This is a genomic window from Streptomyces sp. NPDC127177 (genome assembly GCF_042672475.1).
In the GTDB taxonomy this organism is placed as follows: Bacteria; Actinomycetota; Actinomycetes; order Streptomycetales; family Streptomycetaceae; genus Streptomyces.
In genome coordinates, this window is sequence record NZ_JBHXUW010000015.1 from 78,638 (window position 1) to 99,272 (window position 20,635).

16 protein-coding genes are annotated in these 20,635 nt (G+C 72.0%); 7 read left to right on the plus strand and 9 right to left on the minus strand.

All coding sequences use genetic code 11. The features are described from left to right. Positions 1-3: 3 nt before the first annotated feature. From ACFVJX_RS12120 to ACFVJX_RS12130, 3 genes are all read right to left on the minus strand, one after another. On the minus strand, positions 4-1,341 hold the full coding sequence (locus ACFVJX_RS12120; RefSeq protein ID WP_384127123.1) for an ABC transporter substrate-binding protein: 1,338 nt from the start codon (positions 1,339-1,341) through the stop codon (positions 4-6). A 72-nt stretch (positions 1,342-1,413) separates the two neighbouring features. Then, on the minus strand, positions 1,414-2,637 hold the full coding sequence (locus ACFVJX_RS12125; protein ID WP_384127122.1) for an ROK family protein: 1,224 nt from the start codon (positions 2,635-2,637) through the stop codon (positions 1,414-1,416). A gap of 189 nt (positions 2,638-2,826) precedes the next feature. Continuing rightward, positions 2,827-3,894, minus strand: coding sequence for a mechanosensitive ion channel family protein (locus ACFVJX_RS12130; RefSeq protein ID WP_384127120.1), 1,068 nt, complete (start codon positions 3,892-3,894; stop codon positions 2,827-2,829). Between the two features lie 355 nt (positions 3,895-4,249). On the opposite strand from ACFVJX_RS12130, the gene ACFVJX_RS12135 reads away from it, so the two are divergent. After that, a complete protein-coding gene (locus ACFVJX_RS12135; protein WP_250969730.1) occupies positions 4,250-4,786 on the plus strand; it encodes an HNH endonuclease in 537 nt (178 codons plus the stop codon). 49 nt (positions 4,787-4,835) lie between these two features. Here the strand turns inward: ACFVJX_RS12135 and ACFVJX_RS12140 are convergent, their stop codons facing one another. The 4 genes from ACFVJX_RS12140 to ACFVJX_RS12155 form a co-directional block, all read right to left on the minus strand. Continuing rightward, on the minus strand, positions 4,836-6,167 hold the full coding sequence (locus ACFVJX_RS12140; RefSeq protein ID WP_385744482.1) for an FtsX-like permease family protein: 1,332 nt from the start codon (positions 6,165-6,167) through the stop codon (positions 4,836-4,838). Beyond that, on the minus strand, positions 6,157-6,897 hold the full coding sequence (locus tag ACFVJX_RS12145) for an ABC transporter ATP-binding protein (protein ID WP_384135600.1): 741 nt from the start codon (positions 6,895-6,897) through the stop codon (positions 6,157-6,159). The genes ACFVJX_RS12140 and ACFVJX_RS12145 overlap by 11 nt, the downstream gene beginning before the upstream one ends. Next, positions 6,894-7,451 (minus strand): PadR family transcriptional regulator, encoded by a 558-nt coding sequence (locus tag ACFVJX_RS12150; RefSeq protein ID WP_384135602.1) that lies wholly within the window; start codon positions 7,449-7,451, stop codon positions 6,894-6,896. Before ACFVJX_RS12150 ends, ACFVJX_RS12145 begins: the two co-directional genes overlap by 4 nt. 123 nt (positions 7,452-7,574) lie before the next feature. Next, a complete protein-coding gene (locus ACFVJX_RS12155; protein WP_384135604.1) occupies positions 7,575-10,583 on the minus strand; it encodes a beta-N-acetylglucosaminidase domain-containing protein in 3,009 nt (1,002 codons plus the stop codon). A gap of 355 nt (positions 10,584-10,938) precedes the next feature. Between ACFVJX_RS12155 and ACFVJX_RS12160 the strand changes: the two genes are divergently transcribed. From ACFVJX_RS12160 to alc, 5 genes are all read left to right on the plus strand, one after another. Beyond that, on the plus strand, positions 10,939-11,205 hold the full coding sequence (locus ACFVJX_RS12160; RefSeq protein ID WP_384135606.1) for a hypothetical protein: 267 nt from the start codon (positions 10,939-10,941) through the stop codon (positions 11,203-11,205). Continuing rightward, positions 11,206-13,464 carry a 4-alpha-glucanotransferase gene (gene malQ, locus ACFVJX_RS12165; protein ID WP_384135608.1) on the plus strand — a complete coding sequence of 753 codons (2,259 nt, stop codon included), beginning with the start codon at positions 11,206-11,208 and terminating at the stop codon, positions 13,462-13,464. It abuts the gene before it with no gap. Between the two features lie 38 nt (positions 13,465-13,502). Then, the gene (locus ACFVJX_RS12170; RefSeq protein WP_384135641.1) at positions 13,503-13,715 is read left to right on the plus strand and encodes a hypothetical protein; all 213 of its coding nucleotides are present in this window, start codon (positions 13,503-13,505) and stop codon (positions 13,713-13,715) included. 131 nt (positions 13,716-13,846) lie between these two features. After that, on the plus strand, positions 13,847-14,776 hold the full coding sequence (locus ACFVJX_RS12175; protein WP_384135610.1) for a LysR substrate-binding domain-containing protein: 930 nt from the start codon (positions 13,847-13,849) through the stop codon (positions 14,774-14,776). A 55-nt stretch (positions 14,777-14,831) separates the two neighbouring features. Next, the gene (alc, locus tag ACFVJX_RS12180) at positions 14,832-15,977 is read left to right on the plus strand and encodes an allantoicase (RefSeq protein ID WP_384135612.1); all 1,146 of its coding nucleotides are present in this window, start codon (positions 14,832-14,834) and stop codon (positions 15,975-15,977) included. An 81-nt stretch (positions 15,978-16,058) separates the two neighbouring features. Here the strand turns inward: alc and pepN are convergent, their stop codons facing one another. Beyond that, positions 16,059-18,635, minus strand: coding sequence for an aminopeptidase N (gene pepN, locus ACFVJX_RS12185; RefSeq protein WP_384135614.1), 2,577 nt, complete (start codon positions 18,633-18,635; stop codon positions 16,059-16,061). A 112-nt stretch (positions 18,636-18,747) separates the two neighbouring features. Between pepN and ACFVJX_RS12190 the strand changes: the two genes are divergently transcribed. Further along, positions 18,748-19,248, plus strand: coding sequence for a DUF1203 domain-containing protein (locus ACFVJX_RS12190; RefSeq protein WP_384135616.1), 501 nt, complete (start codon positions 18,748-18,750; stop codon positions 19,246-19,248). A 155-nt stretch (positions 19,249-19,403) separates the two neighbouring features. Here the strand turns inward: ACFVJX_RS12190 and ACFVJX_RS12195 are convergent, their stop codons facing one another. Then, complete coding sequence (locus ACFVJX_RS12195; protein ID WP_384135618.1) at positions 19,404-20,432, minus strand: aspartate-semialdehyde dehydrogenase; 1,029 nt, start codon at positions 20,430-20,432, stop codon at positions 19,404-19,406. Positions 20,433-20,635: the final 203 nt, after the last annotated feature.

A 20,635-nucleotide genomic window follows, 5' to 3' on the forward strand; every position in this document is an offset into this window, starting at 1 on the left:
GCTCTACTTCGCCTGGTCGATCGCCGCGTCGATCTCCTTGGCGGTCTTCTCCAGACCGGCCTGAAGATCCTTCTGGGTGCCCTTCTCGACGTCGAAGCCGAGGTTCTGCAGAGACGTCAGGTACGCGCCGCCGTTCACCGAGGGCGGGGTGGTGGTGGACTGCGGGTTGGCCGCGATGTCCAGGAAGGTCTTGAAGCGCGGGTCGTACTTCAGCTTCGGCGACTTCAGCGCGGCCAGCGTGGACGGCACGTTGTGGATGGCGTTGGCGAAGTCGACGACCGCGTCGGTGTCGGTCGTCATGAACTTCACCAGCTCCCACGCCGCGTTCTGCTTCGTGGAGGTGGCGGCGATACCGGCGATGGTGCCGGTCAGATATCCCTTGCCGTAGGTGTCGGCCTCGTTGTCGGCGACCGGCATCGGGGCCACGCCGATCTCGAACTTCGGCTTGGTGTCCTCGGCCATGCCGAGCCGCCACTCACCGTCCAGCTGCATGGCCACCTGGCCGGTGTGGAACGGGTGCTTGGCGCCCCACTCGTCACCGAATCCGGTGCGGAACTTCTCCAGCTTCCGGTAGCCGCCGAGGGAGTCCACCAGCTTCTTCTGGGTGGTGAGCATGTCGGTGAAGGCCGGGTCCTTGGCGATGTTCGACTTGCCGTCCGCGTCGAAGTAGGTCGGGTTCCAGCCACCGAGGTAGTGCTCGGTCGTCGACTCGTAGCCGTGGTAGTTCGGCATGAAGCCGAGCTGGTCGTACGAGTCGCCCTTGCTCTTCGTGAGCTTCTTGGCGTCGGCGGCGAACTCGGTCCAGGTCTTCGGCGGGCTCGTGATGCCGGCCGCCTCGAACGCGTCCTTGTTGTAGTAGAGGCCGTACGCGTCGCCGAGCAGTGGCACCGTGCAGCGCACGCCGTCGAACTGCGTGTACTCGTTCATCGCCTTCGGGAAGGTCGCGTCCGCGTCGATCCCGTCCTTCTTCAGGAACGGGTTGAGGTCGACGAACGCCTTCGACCTGCAGAACTTGCCCACGTTGTTCGTGGTGAACGACGAGACGACGTCCGGAGCCTTCGAACCGCCCGCGCGCAGCGCCTGGTTGATCTTGTCGTCCGTCATGTTGCCGACGACCTTCACATGGATGTTGGGGTGCGCCTTCTCGAAGGCGGCGACCGTCGCCCGGATTCCCTTGACCTCGCCCGGGGCACTCCAGCCGTGCCAGAAGTTGATGGTCGTCTCCTTGGACGCGTCATCACTGGCACCGGAGCTGCTCTGCCCGGTACAGGCGGAGGCGAACAGGGCTATCGCGGCGGTCGCGGCGAGTGCGACGGCCGGCTTCCGGCGGTTTCCGGACATGGTGGTGTCTCCCGATGAAGGGTTGGGACGGGGAAGGAGGTGTACGGGGAAGGGAAGCGGTGAAGGGCGGTGTCAGCGCGAGGTGTCGAACACTTCGTCGCGCGTGGTGGCGAGCGCGCTCTCCAGTGCGCCGCGCAGTACGGGCCGGTGGGTCACGTCACCGGCGATCAGCCGCGGTCGGGAGGCCGCGAGTTCGGTGAGTTCGGCCGCCACCCGGCTGCGCAGCGGCTCCCCGCCGCGCGAGATCAGCTCTCCGGACAGCACGACGACCTCGGGGTCGAGAACGGCGACCATGGAGGCGAGGCCGGTCGCGAGACCGGTGGCGAACCGGTCGAGCAGGGCGCTGTACGGTCCGCTCCCGCCGTCCTCCACGGCCTCTGCCGCCCGGCCCACCAGAGCGGCGGCGATCTCGTGGTGGGTGCCCGTACCGCGTACGGCCTCGTCGTCGATCCCGAGCTCACGCGCCAGCCTGGCGAGCACCTGGGCGCCGGCCAGTTCCTGGAAGCCGCCCGAGTTGGCCTTGGTCACCTGGCGGACCAGCGGGGCGCCCGGCACCGGCAGGAAGCCGACCTCACCGGCGCCGCCGGTGAACCCGCGGTGCAGCCGGCCGTTGATGACGAGGGCGGCGCCGAGGCCCTCCTCGTTCCACAGCAGGACGAAGTCCTCGTGCCCACGTGCCGCGCCGAGCCGCTGTTCGGCCACCGCGACGAGGTTCACGTCGTTCTCGTACTCGACCGGCATCGGCAGGAAGGCCGCCAGCTCGTCCAGCAGGGTGGGGGAGTGCCAGCCAGGAAGGTGCGAGGCGTAGCGCAGCCGGCCGGTGCCCGGGTCGAAGGCGCCCGGCGTGCCGATGACGAGCCGGTGCACGTCGGACCGGGTCAGCCCGGCGTCCTTGACCGCCCCGTCCAGTGCCTCGGTCACCTGACGCACCACGCTGTCGGCGCGCCGCCCCGGCGTCCGCAGCTCGAACTCCCCGACCGTCCGGCCCGTCACATCGGCGACGGCGGCGATGATCCGCTGGGCGTTCACGTCGAGCCCCGCCACATGGGCGGCGGCGGCGTTGACGGCGTACAGCTGGGCGTTGGGGCCCGGCCGCCCGGCCGCGGTCCCGGTGGCGACGACGAGACCGGCCGCCTCCAGCCTGGCCAGCAGCTGGGAGGCGGTGGGCTTCGACAGCCCGGTCAGCTTCCCGATCCTGGTCCGTGAGAGAGGGCCGTGCTCCAGCAGCAGATCGAGGGCGGCGCGGTCGTTCATGGCCCGCAGAACACGGGGGGTACCCGGTGTGGTTCTGGCCATGATGACTGCACCCGCTCTCTGTTAGGAAAGTTTCCTATTCGGTGAGAGGACCGTAGGGTGCGCGTCGCCGGGGCGTCAATGGTGCGCACCGCGGTGGCAACCAAAGCGTTACCTGCACGCGCGTGAGGGGCACCCGCGGCCTCCTGCGGGTGCCCCTCGATTAAATCGCCGCGGTGCCGCGGCCGGGTGCTACTTGGAGATGTTCGGCGGCTGGACTATCGGGGTCGTGGCCATGGACTGCGGCGAGGTGGCCGAGGCGTAGGCGGAGGGAGCCGCCATGGCGGCCGTCGGGTCGGCGGCCGAGGGCTCGTCCGGCTGGGCCGGGAGGCCGGCGACCATGCGGATGCCCGCCTCGTCGAAGGCCCGCTTGATGCGCCAGCGCAGCTCGCGCTCCACGCCCAGGGCCTTGCCCGGCATCGTCTTCGCGCTCACCCGGACCGTCATCGAGTCCAGCAGCACCGTGTCCAGGCCCAGGATCTCCACCGGACCCCACAGACGCTCGGTCCACGGGTCCTCCTTGGTCATCTGCTGGGCGGCCTCGGTGATGATCTCGCCGACCCGGGCGAGGTCCTCCGTGGGGCGTACCTGCACATCGACGCCCGCGGTCGACCAGCCCTGGCTGAGGTTGCCGATCCGCTTCACCTCGCCGTTGCGGACGTACCAGATCTCGCCGTTGTCGCCCCGCAGCTTGGTGACCCGCAGACCGACCTCGATGACCTCACCGGATGCGACGCCCGCGTCGATGGTGTCGCCGACGCCGTACTGGTCCTCCAGGATCATGAAGACACCGGAGAGGAAGTCGGTGACCAGATTGCGGGCACCGAAGCCGAGCGCCACCCCGGCGACCCCCGCGGAGGCCAGCAGCGGGGCCAGGTTGATCTGGAAGGCGCCCAGGATCATCAGGGCGCCGGTGCCGAGGATCAGGAACGAGGCGACCGAACGGAGCACCGAACCGATCGCCTCCGAGCGCTGGCGGCGCCGCTCCGCGTTGACGAGCAGTCCGCCGAGAGCGGTGCCCTCCACCGCCTGGGCGCTGCGGTTCATGCGTTCGATGAGTTTGGTCAGGGCCCGGCGGACCGCGATGCGCAACAGGATCGCGATGGCCGCGATGAGCAGGATCCGAAGACCGGTGTTCAGCCAGGTGGACCAGTTCTGCTCCACCCAGCCCGCGGCATTGCCTGCCTGCTTCGCGGCTTCGTCCAGCGAGCCGCCCGGCTCGGGAGACGGAGCTGCTGCCAACAGGGCGGACAGGGACACGGCGGGACCTCCAGTTGGGCGAGCGCTGACCAACCACACTAACGGGGCAGCGCGGGTGCTCCGTTGCCGTGACCGGGGGGAGAGACGCGTCTCACCCGGGGATACGCAACAGGTAAAGGATCCGGTCAACGGCAGGGCGTGTGGCCGATCGCACACCGGGTGAGGCGGTGGCGGCAGGGCCCGCGGAAGAGCCTGTTCCGGTGCTCTTCCGTACGTGTGGACGGCTCGGGCCGGGCAAAATCCTTCCGGCCCGTTACCTGGACGTGGTGGCGCTTCGACCAGGCCTGAGGAGAGACTGAGATCGGATCGTCCCGGCGCGAGCCACGCGCCGCCGGCGTACAAGGAGGCATCAACCGTGCCGCATGTCCTGGTTCTCAACGCGTCGTACGAGCCGCTCGGCGTCGTACCGCTCCGCCGCGCGCTCGTCCTCGTCCTCGAGAACAAGGCCATCTGCCTCGAGGAGTCCGGCGCCTTCATGCACAGTGCCACCCGTGCCGTCCCGGCACCGAGCGTCGTCCGCCTGAAGCGGTTCGTGCGCGTCCCCTATCGGGGCCCCGTCCCGCTGACCCGCCGGGCGCTCTTCGCCAGGGACGGCGGCCGCTGCATGTACTGCGGCGCCGCCGCGACCAGCGTCGACCACGTCATTCCGCGCAGCCGCGGCGGACAGCACGCCTGGGAGAACGTGGTGGCGGCGTGCCGCCGCTGCAACCACGTCAAGGCCGACCGCCATCTGCCCGAACTCGGCTGGCGGCTGCACCAGCAGCCCGCCCCGCCGACCGGACTCGCCTGGCGGATCATCGGCACGGGCCACCGCGACCCGCGCTGGCTGCCCTACTTGCAACCGTTCGGAGCGGACGACGCGATGGCCCGGATCGACGGCATCTCAGCCTGACGATCCGGGCTTCCACGTCCGGGGTAGAAGGGCTCGCGGAGCGCGGGTCCTAGGAGAACCGCAGCTCCGAGGGGTGCGTCATGCGCCGCAGCAGCGGCAGGGACGTCGCGGCGGCCAGCAGACAGGCGGCGTACACCCCCACGGGCACCAGCAGGGGGAGCAACGACGGAGCGGTGCCCGGGGCGACACCGGCGGCGTACCAGAGGTGTACCGCCATGCCGCCGACGCCCGCGAGCAGGACCGCGGGGGCGAGCGGGAGCGCGGTCTCCAGGAGGAGAGTTCGGGCCAGCACCGCTTGCGGCACCCCCGCCGCGGCTTGGGCGGCGAGACCCCTGCGGCGGGTGGCGAGGGACTCCGCGGTGCCCACGGCGAGGCCGAGGAGACTGATGAGCAGGGCCACCAGGACAGCGGCCCCGGTGAGGTCGAGGCCGGTGGTGTAGAAATCGAGGCTTTCCGGCGCGTGGCGACCCGGGTCGTGCAGCTGGTCGAGCATGACGTCCCGTACGCCTACGAAGCCGACGCCGACGACTGTCACCAGCAGCAGTGCGGCATGGGCGCGCGAGGCGGCCCACGGGTCGTCCCGGAGGCGGCCCGCGGCGATCAGTACCGCGGGGCTCTTCGCACGCTCCGTCAGCCGTCGCCCCAGGAAGGCGGCCGATGCCCCGGCTGCCCACAGAGTGCCCACTCCGATGAGCAGCACCGCGGCGAAGACCGGCAGCGTGACCATGCGGCTGTCCCTGAGGACGAGCAGCGCGCCCACCGCGGCGATCGTCGCCACGAGGATCAGGACCCGGCCCGTGCGCGGCCGGCCGCCCCCGGGCCGCACCCGGCGTACCCAGCCGAGGGGTGAGGCGACCACCCGGCGCAGTGTGAACGCGCTCACCAGCGCGGCGACCACCGGCACGGCGAGAACGACCAGCACGAACACCACCCACGTCAGTGGCGACGTCGTGCGGCCGGAGCCTGCGAGGAGCACGGCGAAGACGAGGAATCCGACGGCCGAACCGGCCAGGCACGCCAACGACGACTCCAGCGCGGCGATGCGCCGCACCTGGCCGGGTGACGCCCCGGCGAGCCGCAGCCCCGCCATCCGCCGGTCGCGGTGCACGGCGCCGATCCGGACGCACTGGCTGAGGAGGCCGAACACCGGGATGAGCAGGAGCAGCAGCGTGAGCACCACACCGGCGCGCTGGCCGGGTTGGTTCAGCAGGCCGTGTGCGAACGGGATCGACACCTGCCCGGACACTGCCGCCACCGCGACCGCCGCGAGGGCGAAGCCCGTGGCGAGCAGGGCGCCCACCGCGGTGAGCGAGATACGCCACCACTCACGACGGTCGGAGCCGCGTGTGAGGACCCAGGCGATGCGGGCGTCAGCCTTCATGGTGAGCGGCCTCCTGGACGGTGAACCGGTCCGCGCCGGAGTGCACGGCCCCGTCCCGCAGCCATACCTCCCGGTCCGCGTACGCGGCGATCTGTGCGTCGTGCGTGATCAGCAGCACCGCGGTGCCGGACTCGCGGGCGGTGTGCACCAGAGCGGTCATCACCTGTTCCCCGGCGAGTGAGTCGAGGGCGCCGGTCGGCTCGTCCGCGAAGACGGCCTTCGGCGCCGTCACCAACGCCCGTGCCAGCGCGACCCGCTGGCTCTGCCCGCCACTCAGCTCGCCGGGCCGCAGACCGCGCTGTCCGCGCACCCCGAAGCGCTCCAGCCACTCGTCCGCCCGCGCCTGAGCCTCGGCACGGGCCGTCCCCGCGAGCAGGATGGGCAGTGCCACGTTGTCGAGCACGGTGAGCTCCGGGATCAGCTGTCCGAACTGGAACACCACACCGAAGTCGGTGCGCCGCAGCTCACTGAGGCGCGCCTCCGGCAACCGGTCGAGCTGTTCCGGTCCGTACGAGACCGTGCCCTCGTCCGGACGGACGATGCCGGCCATGCAGTGCAGCAGCGTCGACTTCCCGCTGCCGCTGGCTCCGGTGACGGCGAGGATCTCGCCCGCGTGGAGGTCGACCGAGGCCCCGCGCAGCGCCTCCGACCTCCCGTACCGCTTCTTCAGGCCGGTGGCAGTGAGCAGGGGCGCCGTGGCCCGGGTGTGCTGCTCGGCTTGCGTGTTCATACGGCGTCGACCTCCGCGGTCAGGGTGGCGAGACGGGCTGTCGTGGTGGTCATCCACCGCACGTCGGCGTCCAGATGGGCCAGGGCGTAGTCGGCCGAGAGCACCGTGCTGAGATCGGCCCCCGGGGTGGTCTTGAGCTGGGTCAGTTCGTGCATGCGCGCCATGTGGGCGGCGCGCTGGCCCTGGAGGTACCCGGCTGCGTACGACGTGCGGTCGCCGCCGGTGGCGGCCGCGACGAGGATCGACGTGACGACCTTGGCGAAGATCTCGTTCGTCACGAACGGAGCGGGCGGACTGATCTCGTCCGCCCACTTGGCGAGTTCGCGCGATCCCTCGGTCGTGGAGCGGTAGAGGGTGCGCTCGGGGCCGCCGTCGGAATCGGTGCCCTCCACGGTGGCCAGATCGTCACGCACCAGGCGCTGCAAGGTCGTGTAGACCTGCCCGTACGCCAGGGGGCGCGCCTGCGGAAAGAGTTCGTCGTACCGCCGTTTGAGGTCGTAGCCATGGCTGGAACCCCCGGCGAGGAGACCCAGCAGGACGTGGCGGATGCTCATGGCGGCGACTATATACTCGATATATGTACTGAGTGAATAGCTGGCGGAAATCGATCCGGGCAAGGGTGATGAACCACCTGGGTGTCAGGGACACGCCCCGGCCCGCGGACGTGCGGGCTCGCGCTACTTGTCCGGGTCCGCCACGGCGTACGCCTGGACGGACCAGAGCGAGTACCCGTACTGCGTGGCCCGCGCGTCGCCCTGGATCCTGATGAACCGGGTGTCCTTCGCGTCCATCCGGACAGATTCGTGGCCGCCCCCGCCGTCCCGCACGGTGGCCGCCGTGCGCCAGGTGCGGCCGTCGGTGGAGACCTGGACGCGGTAGCGGGAGGCGTACGCGTCCTGCCAGTCCAGCACCACCTGTCCGAGCCGGACCGGGGCGGGCAGTTCCGCCTGCCACCAGGCGCCGTCCTCGGCCGGTGAGGACCAGCGGGTCTCCGGGTCGCCGTCGGACGCGGCGGACGCCGGGAAGTCCGCCGTCTCGTCGCCCGAGGATGAGGCAGTGGCTGTGCGCAGCAGATCGGGACCCGCGGTGCGCGGGAAGGCCCGGACGGTCAGCGTGGTCTCCTCGGCGCCGAAGGAGAACGGCACCTCGTACTCGCCCGCCGGGGTGTTCGCGGAAACGGTGATCTCCACCGGCACGTCGGTGCGGGAGCCGCGCTGGACGGTCGTCCGATCGGGCACCCGCACCTTGATGCCCGCGGGGGCCTTCGCGGTGAGCGCGCCCCGCACCTCCGCCGGGCGGCCGGGCGAGAGCCGTGCCTCGACCTGCTGCGGCTCGCCGCCGATCTCGGCGTCCGTCACTCCGCGGGCCAGGTCGAGCCGGGCGGCGGGCTCGTCCTCGAACCACGGCACGAGCGCGCGCACCCGGGGCGCCGTCCCGGCGGACGGGGCCGCACCCGCGAGCGGAGGGATGATCAGGGGCGGTGCGCCGGTGACCGAGGGGGTGGCGGTCTGCCAGCTGATCCGGACGGCGTCGGCCCGCAGGCCCTGCCCCCGTGCCTGGGTCCAGCCGCTCGCCGGCACGGTGGCGAGGCTGTGCCAGCCCTCGCCCGGCACATGGGCCTGGACCGTCGCCTCGGCCTCCGGGCCCCCGTCGGCAGGCACGGTCATCGCGGTGACGGCCGCCAGCGGACGGGCCAGGCTCAGCCGCACCGTGTAGCTGCCCTGGGCCTCGGTCACCTTGCCGTTGTCGCGGTCCTTCCCGGTCCAGGCGTCGGCCTCCTTGCGCGCCCGGTCCAGGAACGGCCCGAGCACCCCCTTGCCGACCGTCGCACCGCTCGACTTCACGGCCTTGCCGGCCGGCTCCAGGGCCAGCGACGCCCGCCATGCGGCCGCGCCGTCGCCCTCGGCCTGTGCCTGGAGGAGATCTACCGCCAGCTCACCCGCCCTGCCGTAGTGGGACAGCTGATCGGTCCACGGCCGCACTTCGTCGTCGAGCCGTCCGCCGGCCAGCCCGGTCAGCCGCTGCGGGGCCTCACGCATCACGGTGAACGCGGCCCGCAGCCGGCGTGCCGCCTCGTCGCGCGCCACCGCGTCGGTCCCCGCGCGGGTCTTCCAGAAAGCGGCGAGCAGCGGTTTCAGATAGGCCGACTCGTCACCGCCCAGCACCGAGGCCGTGCTGTTGCCGGCCAGTGCGAGCAGCGCGTCCCGGCCGGCGGTGTCGTCGCCCGCGAGATCGTCGATGGCCGCCTGCCAGGACTCCTGCGCCCGGTACCCCTTCGCGTTCCAGGCGAAGTCGGCCGCGGTGAACAGCGGGATCCGGGACGCGGACGGCTGCTCCATGGCATTGGCCAGCAGTGCCGCCGAGCCGATGGCGACGGCCGGGTCGCGGCCGGTGTAGGGGCCGAGGAAGATCCGGTCCTGCGCGTAGTCGTTGACCGGGTAGTTGTCCATCGTGACCAGCGGATGGCGGAACGTGGCGCGGGCCCCGGCCAGTTCGCCGCCGGTGATGGTCCTCGGCACGACGCCGACACCGGTCCAGGCGATCTCCACCCGGTCGTCGAGTGCCTTGGCGAGCGCCGTGCGGTAGTCGGTCGCGCCGTCCTGGTAGAACTCCGTCGGCATCATCGACAGCGGCTGCGAACCCGGGTGGCGGTCCGCGAGGTGCCGCGCCACCTCGCTCACGACGCGGGCCTGCGCCCTGGCGGCCGCCTGCGGGCCGTTGCCGAAGGTCGCGGCGTCGGCCGAGCAGTGCCACTCGCTGTAGCTGACGTCCTGGAACTGCACCTGGAATACCCGCACTCCCAGCGCCCACATCGCGTCGATCTTCTTCGTCAGCGCCTTCACGTCGCGCTCCGACGACAGGCACATCGACTGGCCGGGAGCCACGGCCCAGCCCAGCGTCACGTGCTCGGCGGCGGCCCGTTCGGCCAGCGCGCGGAAGTCGGCCCGCCGGCCGGCCGGGTACGGGTCGCGCCAGCGGGCCTGACGGTAGGGGTCGTCGCCCGCCGCGTACAGATACCTGTTCTGCTTCGTGCGGCCCATGAAGCCGATCTGGGCGAGCCGTTCCTCCTGCGTCCAGGGCTGTCCGTAGAACCCCTCGGTCATCCCGCGCACGGCGGCGGACGGCCAGTCGCGGATGGTGACCCCGGCGATTTCGCCGCCCCCGATCAGCTGGCGCAGGGTCTGCACCCCGTGGAACAGCCCGTCGTCACCGAGGCCGTCCACGGCGACGGTGTCCCGGCCCGCGACCCGGCCGACCGCGATCCGGTAGCCGCCGACGGGCAGGTCGGCGCGGTCGGGGGCGCGCAGTGTGCGCAGCGCGTCCACCGCCGCTTCGCCGCCGAGCCGGATGACCGGACCGCTGCCCGGCAGGGCCTCGTGGACGGTCCGCACCCCGGCGTCGCGCAGGATGTCGCGGAGGGCGGTGACCGCGTACGGATCGGCCTTCGCGTCGGTGACGAGCGTGACCTCGCCGGAGAGGGGGACCGCGGATCCGGCGGACCTGATGCTCTGCGGCCGGGGCCAGACGGAGGGCGGTGTCGCACCGGCCGTGCGGTCGGGGGTGCCGGCGGCGGGCTTGTCGGGCACCGGAGGGGCGGCGAAGGCGGACGGGGCTCCCGCGGAGAGCAGACCGCCGAGCACGGCCACGGCGACGGCCGCCGCATGCTTCCTGCGCCTGAGCTGCATGCGCGTTCTCCCCTTCGGCCTCACCCGGGATTCCGACCTCACCCGCGATGAGGCCGCTGCTCCCACCGGTGGGCTCCGAGCCCACCATTCCGCGCGTGAGGGTGTCAATGTGTGTGGTCGTTGTGGTGCAAATGTCCGAAGTGGGGGGTGGGGTGGGCGGTGCCTCCGCACCGTCATCTCACGCGAAAGATGGCGCCGAATGGCCGAAAATGGCGGACGTCTTGCGGGTAACCGGCCTCCCGGGAACGGATTGTGACCCAGAGCACGTTGAACTCGTTGTCATAACGCCTACGTCTGCGGACGCGTCCGCTGGGTAGGCCTGCTGTGTCCTGTTCTCAACGGCCAGGAGGCCACCATGCCCGCTGCAGCACAGCTCCTGCACTCAGCCCTGCCCAAACAGGTACCGGGACCCGCCCCGCTGATCAGCGCATGCCCTGCCACCGCCCCCGGCCCGCTGACCAGCGAAGCGCCGCTCGCCGACGCCATACCCCTGACCAGCGAGCCGCCGCTCGCCGACGCCACGCCACTGACCAGCGAGCCCCCGCTCGCCGTCCTCGCCCCGCTGACCAGCGAGCCGGCCACGTCCGGCAGTGCTTGGGGCATGGAGTCCCCAGGAGTCTGAATGGGCTTGTCCCGGCTCGCCGCACTGCACGGCGTCGCCACCTCCTACTCCCCGTCCGCCGACGCCACGGTGTCCGTACCCGACGGCACGGTCGTCGCGGTGCTCGCCGCGCTCGGTGTCGACGCCGCCACCCCCGAGGCGGTACGGGAGGCGCTCGCCGCCGCCGACCACGCGGCCGGCTCCCGGCTGCTCCCGCCCACGCTGGTGGTGTGGACCGGGGAGCCGCTGCCCCCCGCCCTGACCGCGCTGCCGCCCGGCACGGAGCTGACCGTCCGGCCCGAGGAGGCCGCCGCGTCCCCGCCGCCCCTGATGCGGACCCCCGCCGGGGATACGGATCCGGCCGTTTCCGACGCGCCTGGCCCGGCAGTCGGCGCACCCGGCCCGGAAATGGCCGGCACGCCTGATCCGACGGACGGCGCACCCGGCCCGGAAGAGGGCGGCGCACCCGGTCCGGCCGGACGTGCGCCCGTGCCCGGCTGGTGGACCGAACCGCCGCTCGGCGTGCACCGGCTGACCGTCCGGGCCCCGGAGAAGCCGGCCGAGTCCTGCACGCTCGTCGTCGCCCCGGCCCGCGTCCCGCAGCCGCCCGCCCGCAGCCACGGCTTCCTCGTCCAGCTCTACTCCCTGCTCTCCGCACGCTCCTGGGGCATGGGCGACCTCGGCGACCTCGCCGATCTCGCCGCCTGGTCCGGTCGTTCCCTGGGCGCCGGCTTCGTCCAGATCAACCCGCTGCACGCCGCGGTCCTGGGCGACCCCACCGACCCCTCGCCCTACCGCCCGTCCTCGCGGCGCTTCCCCGATCCCGTGCATCTGCGCATCGAGTCGGTCCCGGAGTACGGACACGTGGCCGACCACGCCGTCCTGGACGATCTGCGCCGCCGGGGCGGCGAGCTGAGCGACGCCGTCCTCAACAAGGGCGCCCTGATCGACCGCGACGCCGTCTGGCGGCTCAAGCGGCAGGCCCTGGCCCATCTCGTCGAGGTGCCCCTCACGCCCGGCCGCCGAGCCGCCTACTGCGACTTCCTCGCCGAACAGGGACAGGCCCTGGAGGACCACGCCCTGTGGTGCGCCCTCGCCGAGGTGCACGGCTCCGACTGGCACGCCTGGCCGGCCGGCCTGCGCGACCCCCGCTCCAAGGTGACCGCCCGCGCCCGCACCGAACTGCTCGACCGGGTCGACTTCCACTGCCGGCTCGCCTGGCTGACCGACACTCAGCTCGCCGAAGCGCAGCATGCCGCCCGGGACGCCGGGATGGCCGTCGGGATCGTCCACGACCTCGCCGTCGGCGTGCACCCCGGCGGCGCCGACACCTGGGCCCAGCAGGACGCCTTCGCGCACGGCATGTCCGTCGGCGCACCCCCGGACGCCTTCAACGCACGCGGTCAGGACTGGGGGCTGCCGCCCTGGCGCCCCGACGCGCTGGCCGCGTCCGGCTACGCCCCGTACCGCGGTCTGCTGCGCGGGCTCCTGCGCCGGGCCGGTGCCCTGCGCATCGACCACGTGATGGGTCTGTTCCGGCTCTGGTGGGTGCCCGAGGGGCGCCCGCCCACCGAGGGCACCTACGTGAGCCACGACGCCGAGGCGATGCTCGCCGTCCTCGTCCTGGAGGCCCACCTGGCGGGCGCGGTCGTCATGGGGGAGGACCTCGGCACCGTCGAGCCGGGCGTCCGTGAAGCGCTCGCCCGCCGCGGCGTCCTCGGCACCTCCGTGCTCTGGTTCGAACGGGACTGGTCGGGCACCGGCCGCCCGCTGGCCCCCGAGGAGTGGCGCGAGGACTGCCTGGCCACCGCCACCACCCACGATCTGCCCTCCACCGCCGCCCGGCTGACCGGCGATCACGTGACGCTGCGCCACCGACTCGGCCTGCTCACCCGTCCGCTGGAGCAGGAGCGCACCGAGGACGGCGCCGACACCGCGGAGTGGCTCGGCCTGCTCTCCCGGCTCGGCATGCTCCCCGAGGGCGGCGGTGACGAGGAGGCGGCCGTCCGCGCCGTCCACCGCTTCCTGCTGAGCACCCCGGCCCGGATGGCCGGGGTCTGGCTGCCCGACACGGTCGGCGACCGCCGCCCGCAGAACCTGCCGGGCACCTGGGACGAGTACCCCAACTGGCGGCTGCCCATCGCCGACGCCGAGGGACGTCCGGTCACCCTGGAGGAGTTGGCGGCCTCGCCCCGGCTGCACCGGTTGATGGAGGTTCTCCGGCCTCGTCAGGAGGCGCGGAGGACCCGTACGGCACCCCCGGGCGCGCGGCCCTCGTAGCCGTTCGCTACGTTTGCACCGTGGACAAGAAGAACGCTATGCGCGCCGGCGCCGTCGCCGCCGGAACGACGCTGATGATGCTGCTCATGTCGTCCCCCGCGCTCGCGCTCACCCGCGACGACGGCGACGACCCGGGTCCGGGCCTGAGCGTGATCGACACGATCGGCCTGTTCGTCGTGGCACCCCTCGTGCTGTTCGGGGTCATCGCCGGGCTGGTCATGGTCCTCGACAAGTCCAAGAAGCAGGCCTGACCCACCGGCTGCGCCTCAGGGCGTCCCGGCGTGCGCGAGCACGCCGAGGCGCCCTCTTCGCGTTGCGCCGATGACTTCCGCGGGGCAGTGAGCGAGCCGGCCGGGCGGACGGCGGCGGCTAATGTGCGGACATGACCGAGTGGGACATCAAGAAGCTCCGGATCCTGCGCGTGCTGAGCGAGCGCGGGACCGTCACGGCGACGGCCGAGGCGCTGCTGATGACCCCCTCCGCGGTGTCCCAGCAGCTGTCGAACCTGGGCAGACAGCTCGGAGTGCCGCTGCTGGAGGCGCAGGGCAGGCGGGTGCGGCTCACCGACGCCGCGCACCTCGTGCTCCGTCACGCCGAGGCGGTCTTCGCCCAGCTGGAGCGCGCAGACGCCGAGCTGACCGGATATCTGCGGGGCGAGGCCGGGGAGGTGCGGGTCGGGGCCTTCTCCACCGCCGTGCCCGCCCTCGTCGTGCCGGCGGTCCAACTGCTGCGCACCGAAGGCCGGCCCGGCCCCGACGTGCGGGTGCGGGAGGCGGAGGCCGGTCAGGCGTACGAGCTCCTGGCGGCCGGTGACGTCGACCTCGCGCTCTCGCTCGCCGCGCACGCGCCGACGGTGCGCGACACCCGCTTCGCCCTGGTGCCGCTGCTCGCCGACCCGCTCGACGTGGCCCTCCCCGCCGGTCACCGGCTCGCCGGTCGCCCCGCGCTCCGGCTCGCCGACCTCGCCGCCGAACCCTGGATCTTCGGCGGCTCAGGCCCGTGGTCGGAGATCACCACCGCCGCCTGCGAGGCCGCCGGATTCGTCCCCGAACAGGCCCACAGCGCCTCCGGGTGGACCGCGATCCTGGCGATGGTGGAGGCGGGCATGGGCGTCGCGCTGATCCCGCGGATGGCGTCGGCGGAGCGCCGCAAGGGCGTGGTCCTGCGCGTGCTCGGAGCCGATCTGCCCCGGCGCCATGTGGTGGCGGCGGTGCGGCAGGGCGCCGAGGCCGGTCCGGCGGTGGCCCGGGTGCTGGCCGCGCTCAAGCAGGTCAGCGCCGTGCGCGGAGATTCATTCAGTTCTTCTGAATGAAACGTGCGAAAACTTTCGATGGACCTGATAGGTGGGGTCGTAGACAGTGGTGCACATGACCTTCGACACGAACGAGACCCCCGCCCTGGACAACGACCCCCATGCCAACGACGCGGCTCCGTACGGCGGCGGCGACCCGTACGCCGACTACCGCACCACCGCCCTCCCCTTCACCGAACTGGTCGACCTCGCCGACCGGCGCCTCGGCGCGGGCGTGATCGCCGCCAACGACGAGTTCTTCGCCCAGCGCGAGAACCTCCTGGTCAGGGAGCGCGCGGTCTTCGACCCCGAGCACTTCGGCCACAAGGGCAAGATCATGGACGGCTGGGAGACCCGCCGCCGTCGCGGCGCGGACGCCACCCACCCCTTCCCGGCCGCCGACGAACACGACTGGGCCCTGATCCGGCTCGGCGCCCCCGGCATCATCCGGGGCATCGTCATCGACACCGCCCACTTCCGGGGCAACTACCCGCAGCGCGTCTCCGTCCTGGCGACCTCCCTCCCGGGCTCGCCCGGCCCCGGGGAACTCCTCGCCGACGACGTCAAGTGGGACGAGATCATCGCGCCGACCCCGGTACGCGGCCACGCCGCCAACGGCTTCGAGATCACCGGCGACCGCCGCTACACCCACCTGCGCCTCTGCCAGCACCCCGACGGCGGCATCGCCCGCCTCCGCGTACACGGCGAAGTGCTCCCCGACCCCTCCTGGCTCGCGACGCTGGGCACGTTCGACCTGATCTCGGTCCTGAACGGCGGCAGTTACGAGGACGCGTCCGACCGCTTCTACTCCTCGCCGACCCAGATCATCCTGCCCGGCACCTCCCGCAAGATGGACGACGGCTGGGAGAACCGCCGCCGCCGCGTCCGCGACACCAACGACTGGGTGCGCTTCCGGCTGCCGGCCCAGGGCGCGGTCCGCGCGGTCGAGATCGACACGGCCTACCTCAAGGGGAACGCGGCCGGCTGGATCGCCCTTCAGGGCCGCAACGGTGAGACGGGCGAGTGGTTCGAGATCATCCCCCGCACCCGGCTCCAGCCCGACACCCTGCACCGCTTCCCGCTCCGCGCCCAGGCCGTGGTCACCCACGTCCGGCTGGACGCCTTCCCCGACGGCGGTGTGGCCCGGATGCGCCTGCACGGCTCGCTGACCGAGACCGGCGCGGCCGAACTGGCCCGCCGCTACGAGGAGTCGGGCGCCTGACGGCTGCCCGTGAAGACTCCCGCCCGGCGGGCGGCTGCGCTACAGCGCCTGCCCGCCGGGCGGTTTCCAGTCCGAACAGTGCTACGCGGTCGCCGCCGCCGCGTCCGCCGCACGGGCCTTCAGCGCCCGCTCCACACCCGAACGGGCCTCCGACATCAGCCGGCGCAGGGCCGCGCTCGGCTCCGCCGAGGCCAGCCAGGCGTCCGTGGCGTCCAGGGTCTCCTGCGAGACCTGGAGCGTCGGGTACAGACCGATGGCGACCTGCTGCGCCATCTCATGGCTGCGCGAGTCCCAGACGTCCTTCACCGCGGTGAAGAACTTCTCCGTGTACGGAGCCAGCAGCTCGTGCTGGTCGGTCTGGACGAACCCGCCGATGACCGCCTCCTGGAGGGAGTTCGGCAGCTTGTCGGACTCGACGACCGAGGCCCACGCCTCCGCCTTCGCCTCCTCGGAGGGCCGGGCCGCCCGCGCCGACGCCGCGTGGCGCTCGCCGGCCGCCGTCCGGTCGCGCTCGTACTCGGCGGCGATCTCGTCCTCGTCCAGCAGCCCCGTCGCGGCCAGCCGCTGCACGAAGGCCCAGCGCAGCTCGGTGTCGACGGCCAGGCCCTCGATCTCCTCGGTGCCGTCGAGCAGCGACTGCAGCAGGTCGAGCTGGTGCGGGTTGCGGGCCGTGGCCGCGAACGCACGGGCCCAGGCCAGCTGGTGGTCGCTGCCCGGCTCCGCGGAGCGCAGGTGCGCCAGCGTCGCCTCCGTCCACTGCGTCAGCCCGGCCTCGCGCCACTCCGGTGCCGAGTACAGGTCCAGCGCCGTCTTCACCTGGCGGTGCAGCGACTGCACGACGCCGATGTCGGTCTCCTTGCCGGCCCCGGACAGCACGAGCGACAGGTAGTCCCGGGTGGCCAGTTCGCCGTCCCGGGTCATGTCCCAGGCGGAGGCCCAGCACAGGGCGCGCGGCAGGGACTCCGTGAAGTCGCCCAGGTGCTCCGTGACGACCCGCAGCGACTCCTCGTCGAGCCGGACCTTCGCGTACGAGAGGTCGTCGTCGTTGAGGAGGATGACGGCCGGCCGGGCCGTACCCGACGGGAAGGGCACGGTGGTGCGCTCCCCGTCGACGTCCAGCTCGATCCGGTCCTTACGGACCAGCTTCCCGTCCGCGTCGAGGTCGTAGAGACCGATGGCGATCCGGTGCGGCCGCAGCGTCGGCTCGCCCTTCGCCCCGGCGGGCAGCGCCGGCGCCTCCTGGACCACGGTGAACGAGGTGACGTGACCGTTCCCGTCCGTCTCGATCTCCGGACGCAGGATGTTGATGCCGGCCGTCTCCAGCCATGCCTTCGACCACGTCTTCAGGTCGCGGCCGGAGGTCTCCTCCAGCGCGCCCAGCAGGTCGGAGAGCCGGGTGTTGCCGAAGGCGTGCGCCTTGAAGTACGCCTGGACGCCCTTGAAGAACTCGTCCATGCCGACGTACGCCACCAGCTGCTTCAGGACCGATGCGCCCTTGGCGTAGGTGATGCCGTCGAAGTTGACCAGGACGTCGTCCAGGTCACGGATGTCGGCCATGATCGGGTGCGTCGACGGCAGCTGGTCCTGCCGGTACGCCCACGTCTTCATGGAGTTGGCGAACGTGGTCCAGGAGTGCGGCCACTGCGAGCCCTCGGCGTGCGACAGGCAGGCGATCGAGGTGTACGTGGCGAACGACTCGTTCAGCCACAGGTCGTTCCACCACTCCATGGTGACGAGGTCACCGAACCACATGTGGGCCAGCTCGTGCAGGATCGTCTCGGCCCGCGTCTCGTACGCCGCGTCCGTCACCTTCGAGCGGAACACGTACTGGTCGCGGATGGTGACCGCGCCCGCGTTCTCCATCGCGCCCGCGTTGAACTCCGGTACGAACAGCTGGTCGTACTTGGCGAAGGGGTACGCGTAGTCGAACTTCTCCTGGAACCAGTCGAAGCCCAGCCGGGTCACGTCGAAGATCGCGTCCGCGTCGAGGTACTCGGCCAGCGAGGGGCGGCAGTAGATGCCGAGCGGGACGGACTGGCCGTCCTTCTCGTAGCTGCTGTGCACCGAGTGGTACGGGCCGACGATCAGCGCGGTGATGTACGTGGAGATGCGCGGCGTCGGCTCGAAGGACCAGACGTCGTCCTTGGGCTCCGGCGTCGGCGAGTTGGAGACCACGGTCCAGCCGGACGGGGCCTTCACGGTGAACCGGAAGGTCGCCTTCAGATCGGGCTGCTCGAAGCTCGCGAAGACGCGGCGCGCGTCCGGCACCTCGAACTGGGTGTAGAGGTAGGCCTGCTGGTCGACCGGGTCGACGAAGCGGTGCAGACCCTCGCCCGTGTTGGTGTACGAGCAGTCGGCGACGACCTTCAGCTCGTTGGAGCCCGCCGCCAGGTGCGGCAGTGTGATGCGGGAATCGCGGAACACGGCCGCGACGTCCAGCGCCCTGCCGTTCAGCTCGACCTCGTGCACGGCCGGGGCGACCAGGTCGATGAAGGTCTCCGCACCGGCTTCGGCGGAGTCGAAGCGCACGGTGGTCACGGACCGGTAGGTACCGCCGTCCTGCGCTCCGGAGAGGTCGAGATCGATCTCGTACGCGTCCACGGTCAGCAGGCGCGCCCGCTCCTGTGCCTCTTCGCGGGTCAGATTCGTGCCAGGCACGCGGTCATCTCCTTGATATGTGGTGTTTCCGTCATCCTTCCACGTGACCTGCGCCCAAGGCGATGTCCGTTTTCCGCCGGAGCGGGCCGGAGGGGCGCGCCATCCTCGTCGTATGACCAGTTACGAACCACGCGCGATCGACCCGGACGCGCTCGAGGAACTCCGGAAGACCGACGACGCGGGGCGCCCCTGCGTCCCGTACACCGCCACGGACGCGGGCAGCCCGCTGCGGTGCTGTCTGCGCGGCAACGAGGCGGGGGAGCGGATCGCCCTCGTCTCCTACGCACCGCTGCGGCGGTGGGCTGCTGCGACGTGGGCGAAGCCGGGGGCGTACGACGAGCAGGGGCCGGTGTTCATCCACGCGGAGCCCTGCGCCGGTCCGGCGCCCGGCCGTACGGGCTACCCGTTCTCGCGGGCGGGGGCGCTGCGGACGGTCCGGCGCTACGACGCGGAGGGCCACATCGTGGGCGGCCGGCTGATGGAGATCCCGGCGGACGAGGAGCGGGGCTACGACGAGGCCATCGCGGAGGCGTTCGCCGACCCCGAGGTGGTGCTGGTCCACGTGCGGGCGGTGGAGTACGGGTGCTGGCACTTCGAGGTGCGCCGCCCCTGAGTACCCCCGGGGCTCCGCTCAGGAGCGGGCCGAAATCAAGCCCGTCCGGCGATTGAGGACACAAGGGGGCCCGGGGGACTGCCCCCGGTTTCGGGAAGGGGCGGGTAGGGGGCAGCCCGCGCGGCGGCACCGCACCCGCACCGCCCCCCGCCGCGTCAGCCGGCCAGCTCCGCCGCCACCAGCTCCGCGATCTGCACCGCGTTCAGCGCGGCGCCCTTGCGCAGGTTGTCGTTGGAGACGAAGAGCGCGAGCCCGTGCTCCACGGTCTCGTCGACCCGGATCCGCCCCACGAAGGACGCGTCCTGCCCCGCTGCCTGGAGCGGGGTGGGGATCTCCGAGATCTCGACGCCCGGGGCGTCCTTGAGCAGCTCGTACGCGCGCTCCACCCCGATCGGACGCGCGAACCGGGCGTTGATCTGGAGCGAGTGGCCGGCGAAGACCGGGACCCGGACACAGGTGCCGGACACCTTCAGCTCCGGGATCTCCAGGATCTTGCGCGACTCGTTGCGGAGCTTCTGCTCCTCGTCCGTCTCGAAGGAGCCGTCGTCGACGATGGCACCGGCCAGCGGCAGCACGTTGAAGGCGATCGGGCGCTTGTAGACACCGGGCTCGGGGAAGTCGACGGCCGAGCCGTCGTGGGTGAGCTTGTCGGCCTCGGCGACGACCTTGGACGCCTGGCCGTGCAGCTCGGCGACGCCGGCCAGACCGGAACCGGACACCGCCTGGTAGGTGGCGACGGTCAGCGTCTGGAGGCCGGCCTCGTCGTGCAGCGGGCGCAGCACGGGCATGGCGGCCATCGTGGTGCAGTTCGGGTTGGCGATGATGCCCTTGGGGCGGTTCGCGATCGTGTGCGCGTTGACCTCGGGGACGACCAGCGGGACCTCGGGGTCCTTGCGCCAGGCGGAGGAGTTGTCGATCACGACGGGGCCCTGTGCGGCGACCTTCTCGGCGAGCGCCTTGGAGGTGGCGCCACCGGCCGAGAACAGCACGATGTCCAGGCCGGTGTAGTCGGCCGTGGACGCGTCCTCGACGGTGATGTCCTGTCCCTGCCACTCGATCGTGGAGCCCGCGGAGCGCGCGGAGGCGAACAGCCGCAGCTCGTCGGCCGGGAACTTCCGCTCGGCCAGGATCCTGCGCATGACTGTGCCGACCTGACCGGTGGCGCCGACGATTCCGACCTTCACAGGAACTCCTTCAGACGTACGAACGGGCACGGTTGCCGCTCCATGATGCGTATGTCCACGGCTTCCTTGTCCAATCCATTGTCCGGGGAGCGGACAGTCCGCGCGCGGGCTGCGGACAGCGCAGTGGGGGGGGGGGCCCGGGGGGGCCCCCCCCCCCCGGAATGGGCTAAAAAAAGGTGTAGCGGGTTGACGAACCCGCTAAA

Coding starts and splice junctions, on each gene's coding strand:
- malQ (WP_384135608.1), top strand. CDS start 11,206: ATGGGCTTGTCCCGGCTCGCCGCACTGCACGGCGTCGCCACCTCCTAC.
- ACFVJX_RS12175 (WP_384135610.1), top strand. CDS start 13,847: ATGACCGAGTGGGACATCAAGAAGCTCCGGATCCTGCGCGTGCTGAGC.
- ACFVJX_RS12190 (WP_384135616.1), top strand. CDS start 18,748: ATGACCAGTTACGAACCACGCGCGATCGACCCGGACGCGCTCGAGGAA.
- ACFVJX_RS12145 (WP_384135600.1), bottom strand. CDS start 6,897: ATGAACACGCAAGCCGAGCAGCACACCCGGGCCACGGCGCCCCTGCTC.
- ACFVJX_RS12150 (WP_384135602.1), bottom strand. CDS start 7,451: ATGAGCATCCGCCACGTCCTGCTGGGTCTCCTCGCCGGGGGTTCCAGC.
- ACFVJX_RS12125 (WP_384127122.1), bottom strand. CDS start 2,637: ATGGCCAGAACCACACCGGGTACCCCCCGTGTTCTGCGGGCCATGAAC.
- ACFVJX_RS12155 (WP_384135604.1), bottom strand. CDS start 10,583: ATGCAGCTCAGGCGCAGGAAGCATGCGGCGGCCGTCGCCGTGGCCGTG.
- alc (WP_384135612.1), top strand. CDS start 14,832: ATGACCTTCGACACGAACGAGACCCCCGCCCTGGACAACGACCCCCAT.
- ACFVJX_RS12120 (WP_384127123.1), bottom strand. CDS start 1,341: ATGTCCGGAAACCGCCGGAAGCCGGCCGTCGCACTCGCCGCGACCGCC.
- ACFVJX_RS12140 (WP_385744482.1), bottom strand. CDS start 6,167: ATGAAGGCTGACGCCCGCATCGCCTGGGTCCTCACACGCGGCTCCGAC.
- ACFVJX_RS12170 (WP_384135641.1), top strand. CDS start 13,503: ATGCGCGCCGGCGCCGTCGCCGCCGGAACGACGCTGATGATGCTGCTC.
- ACFVJX_RS12160 (WP_384135606.1), top strand. CDS start 10,939: ATGCCCGCTGCAGCACAGCTCCTGCACTCAGCCCTGCCCAAACAGGTA.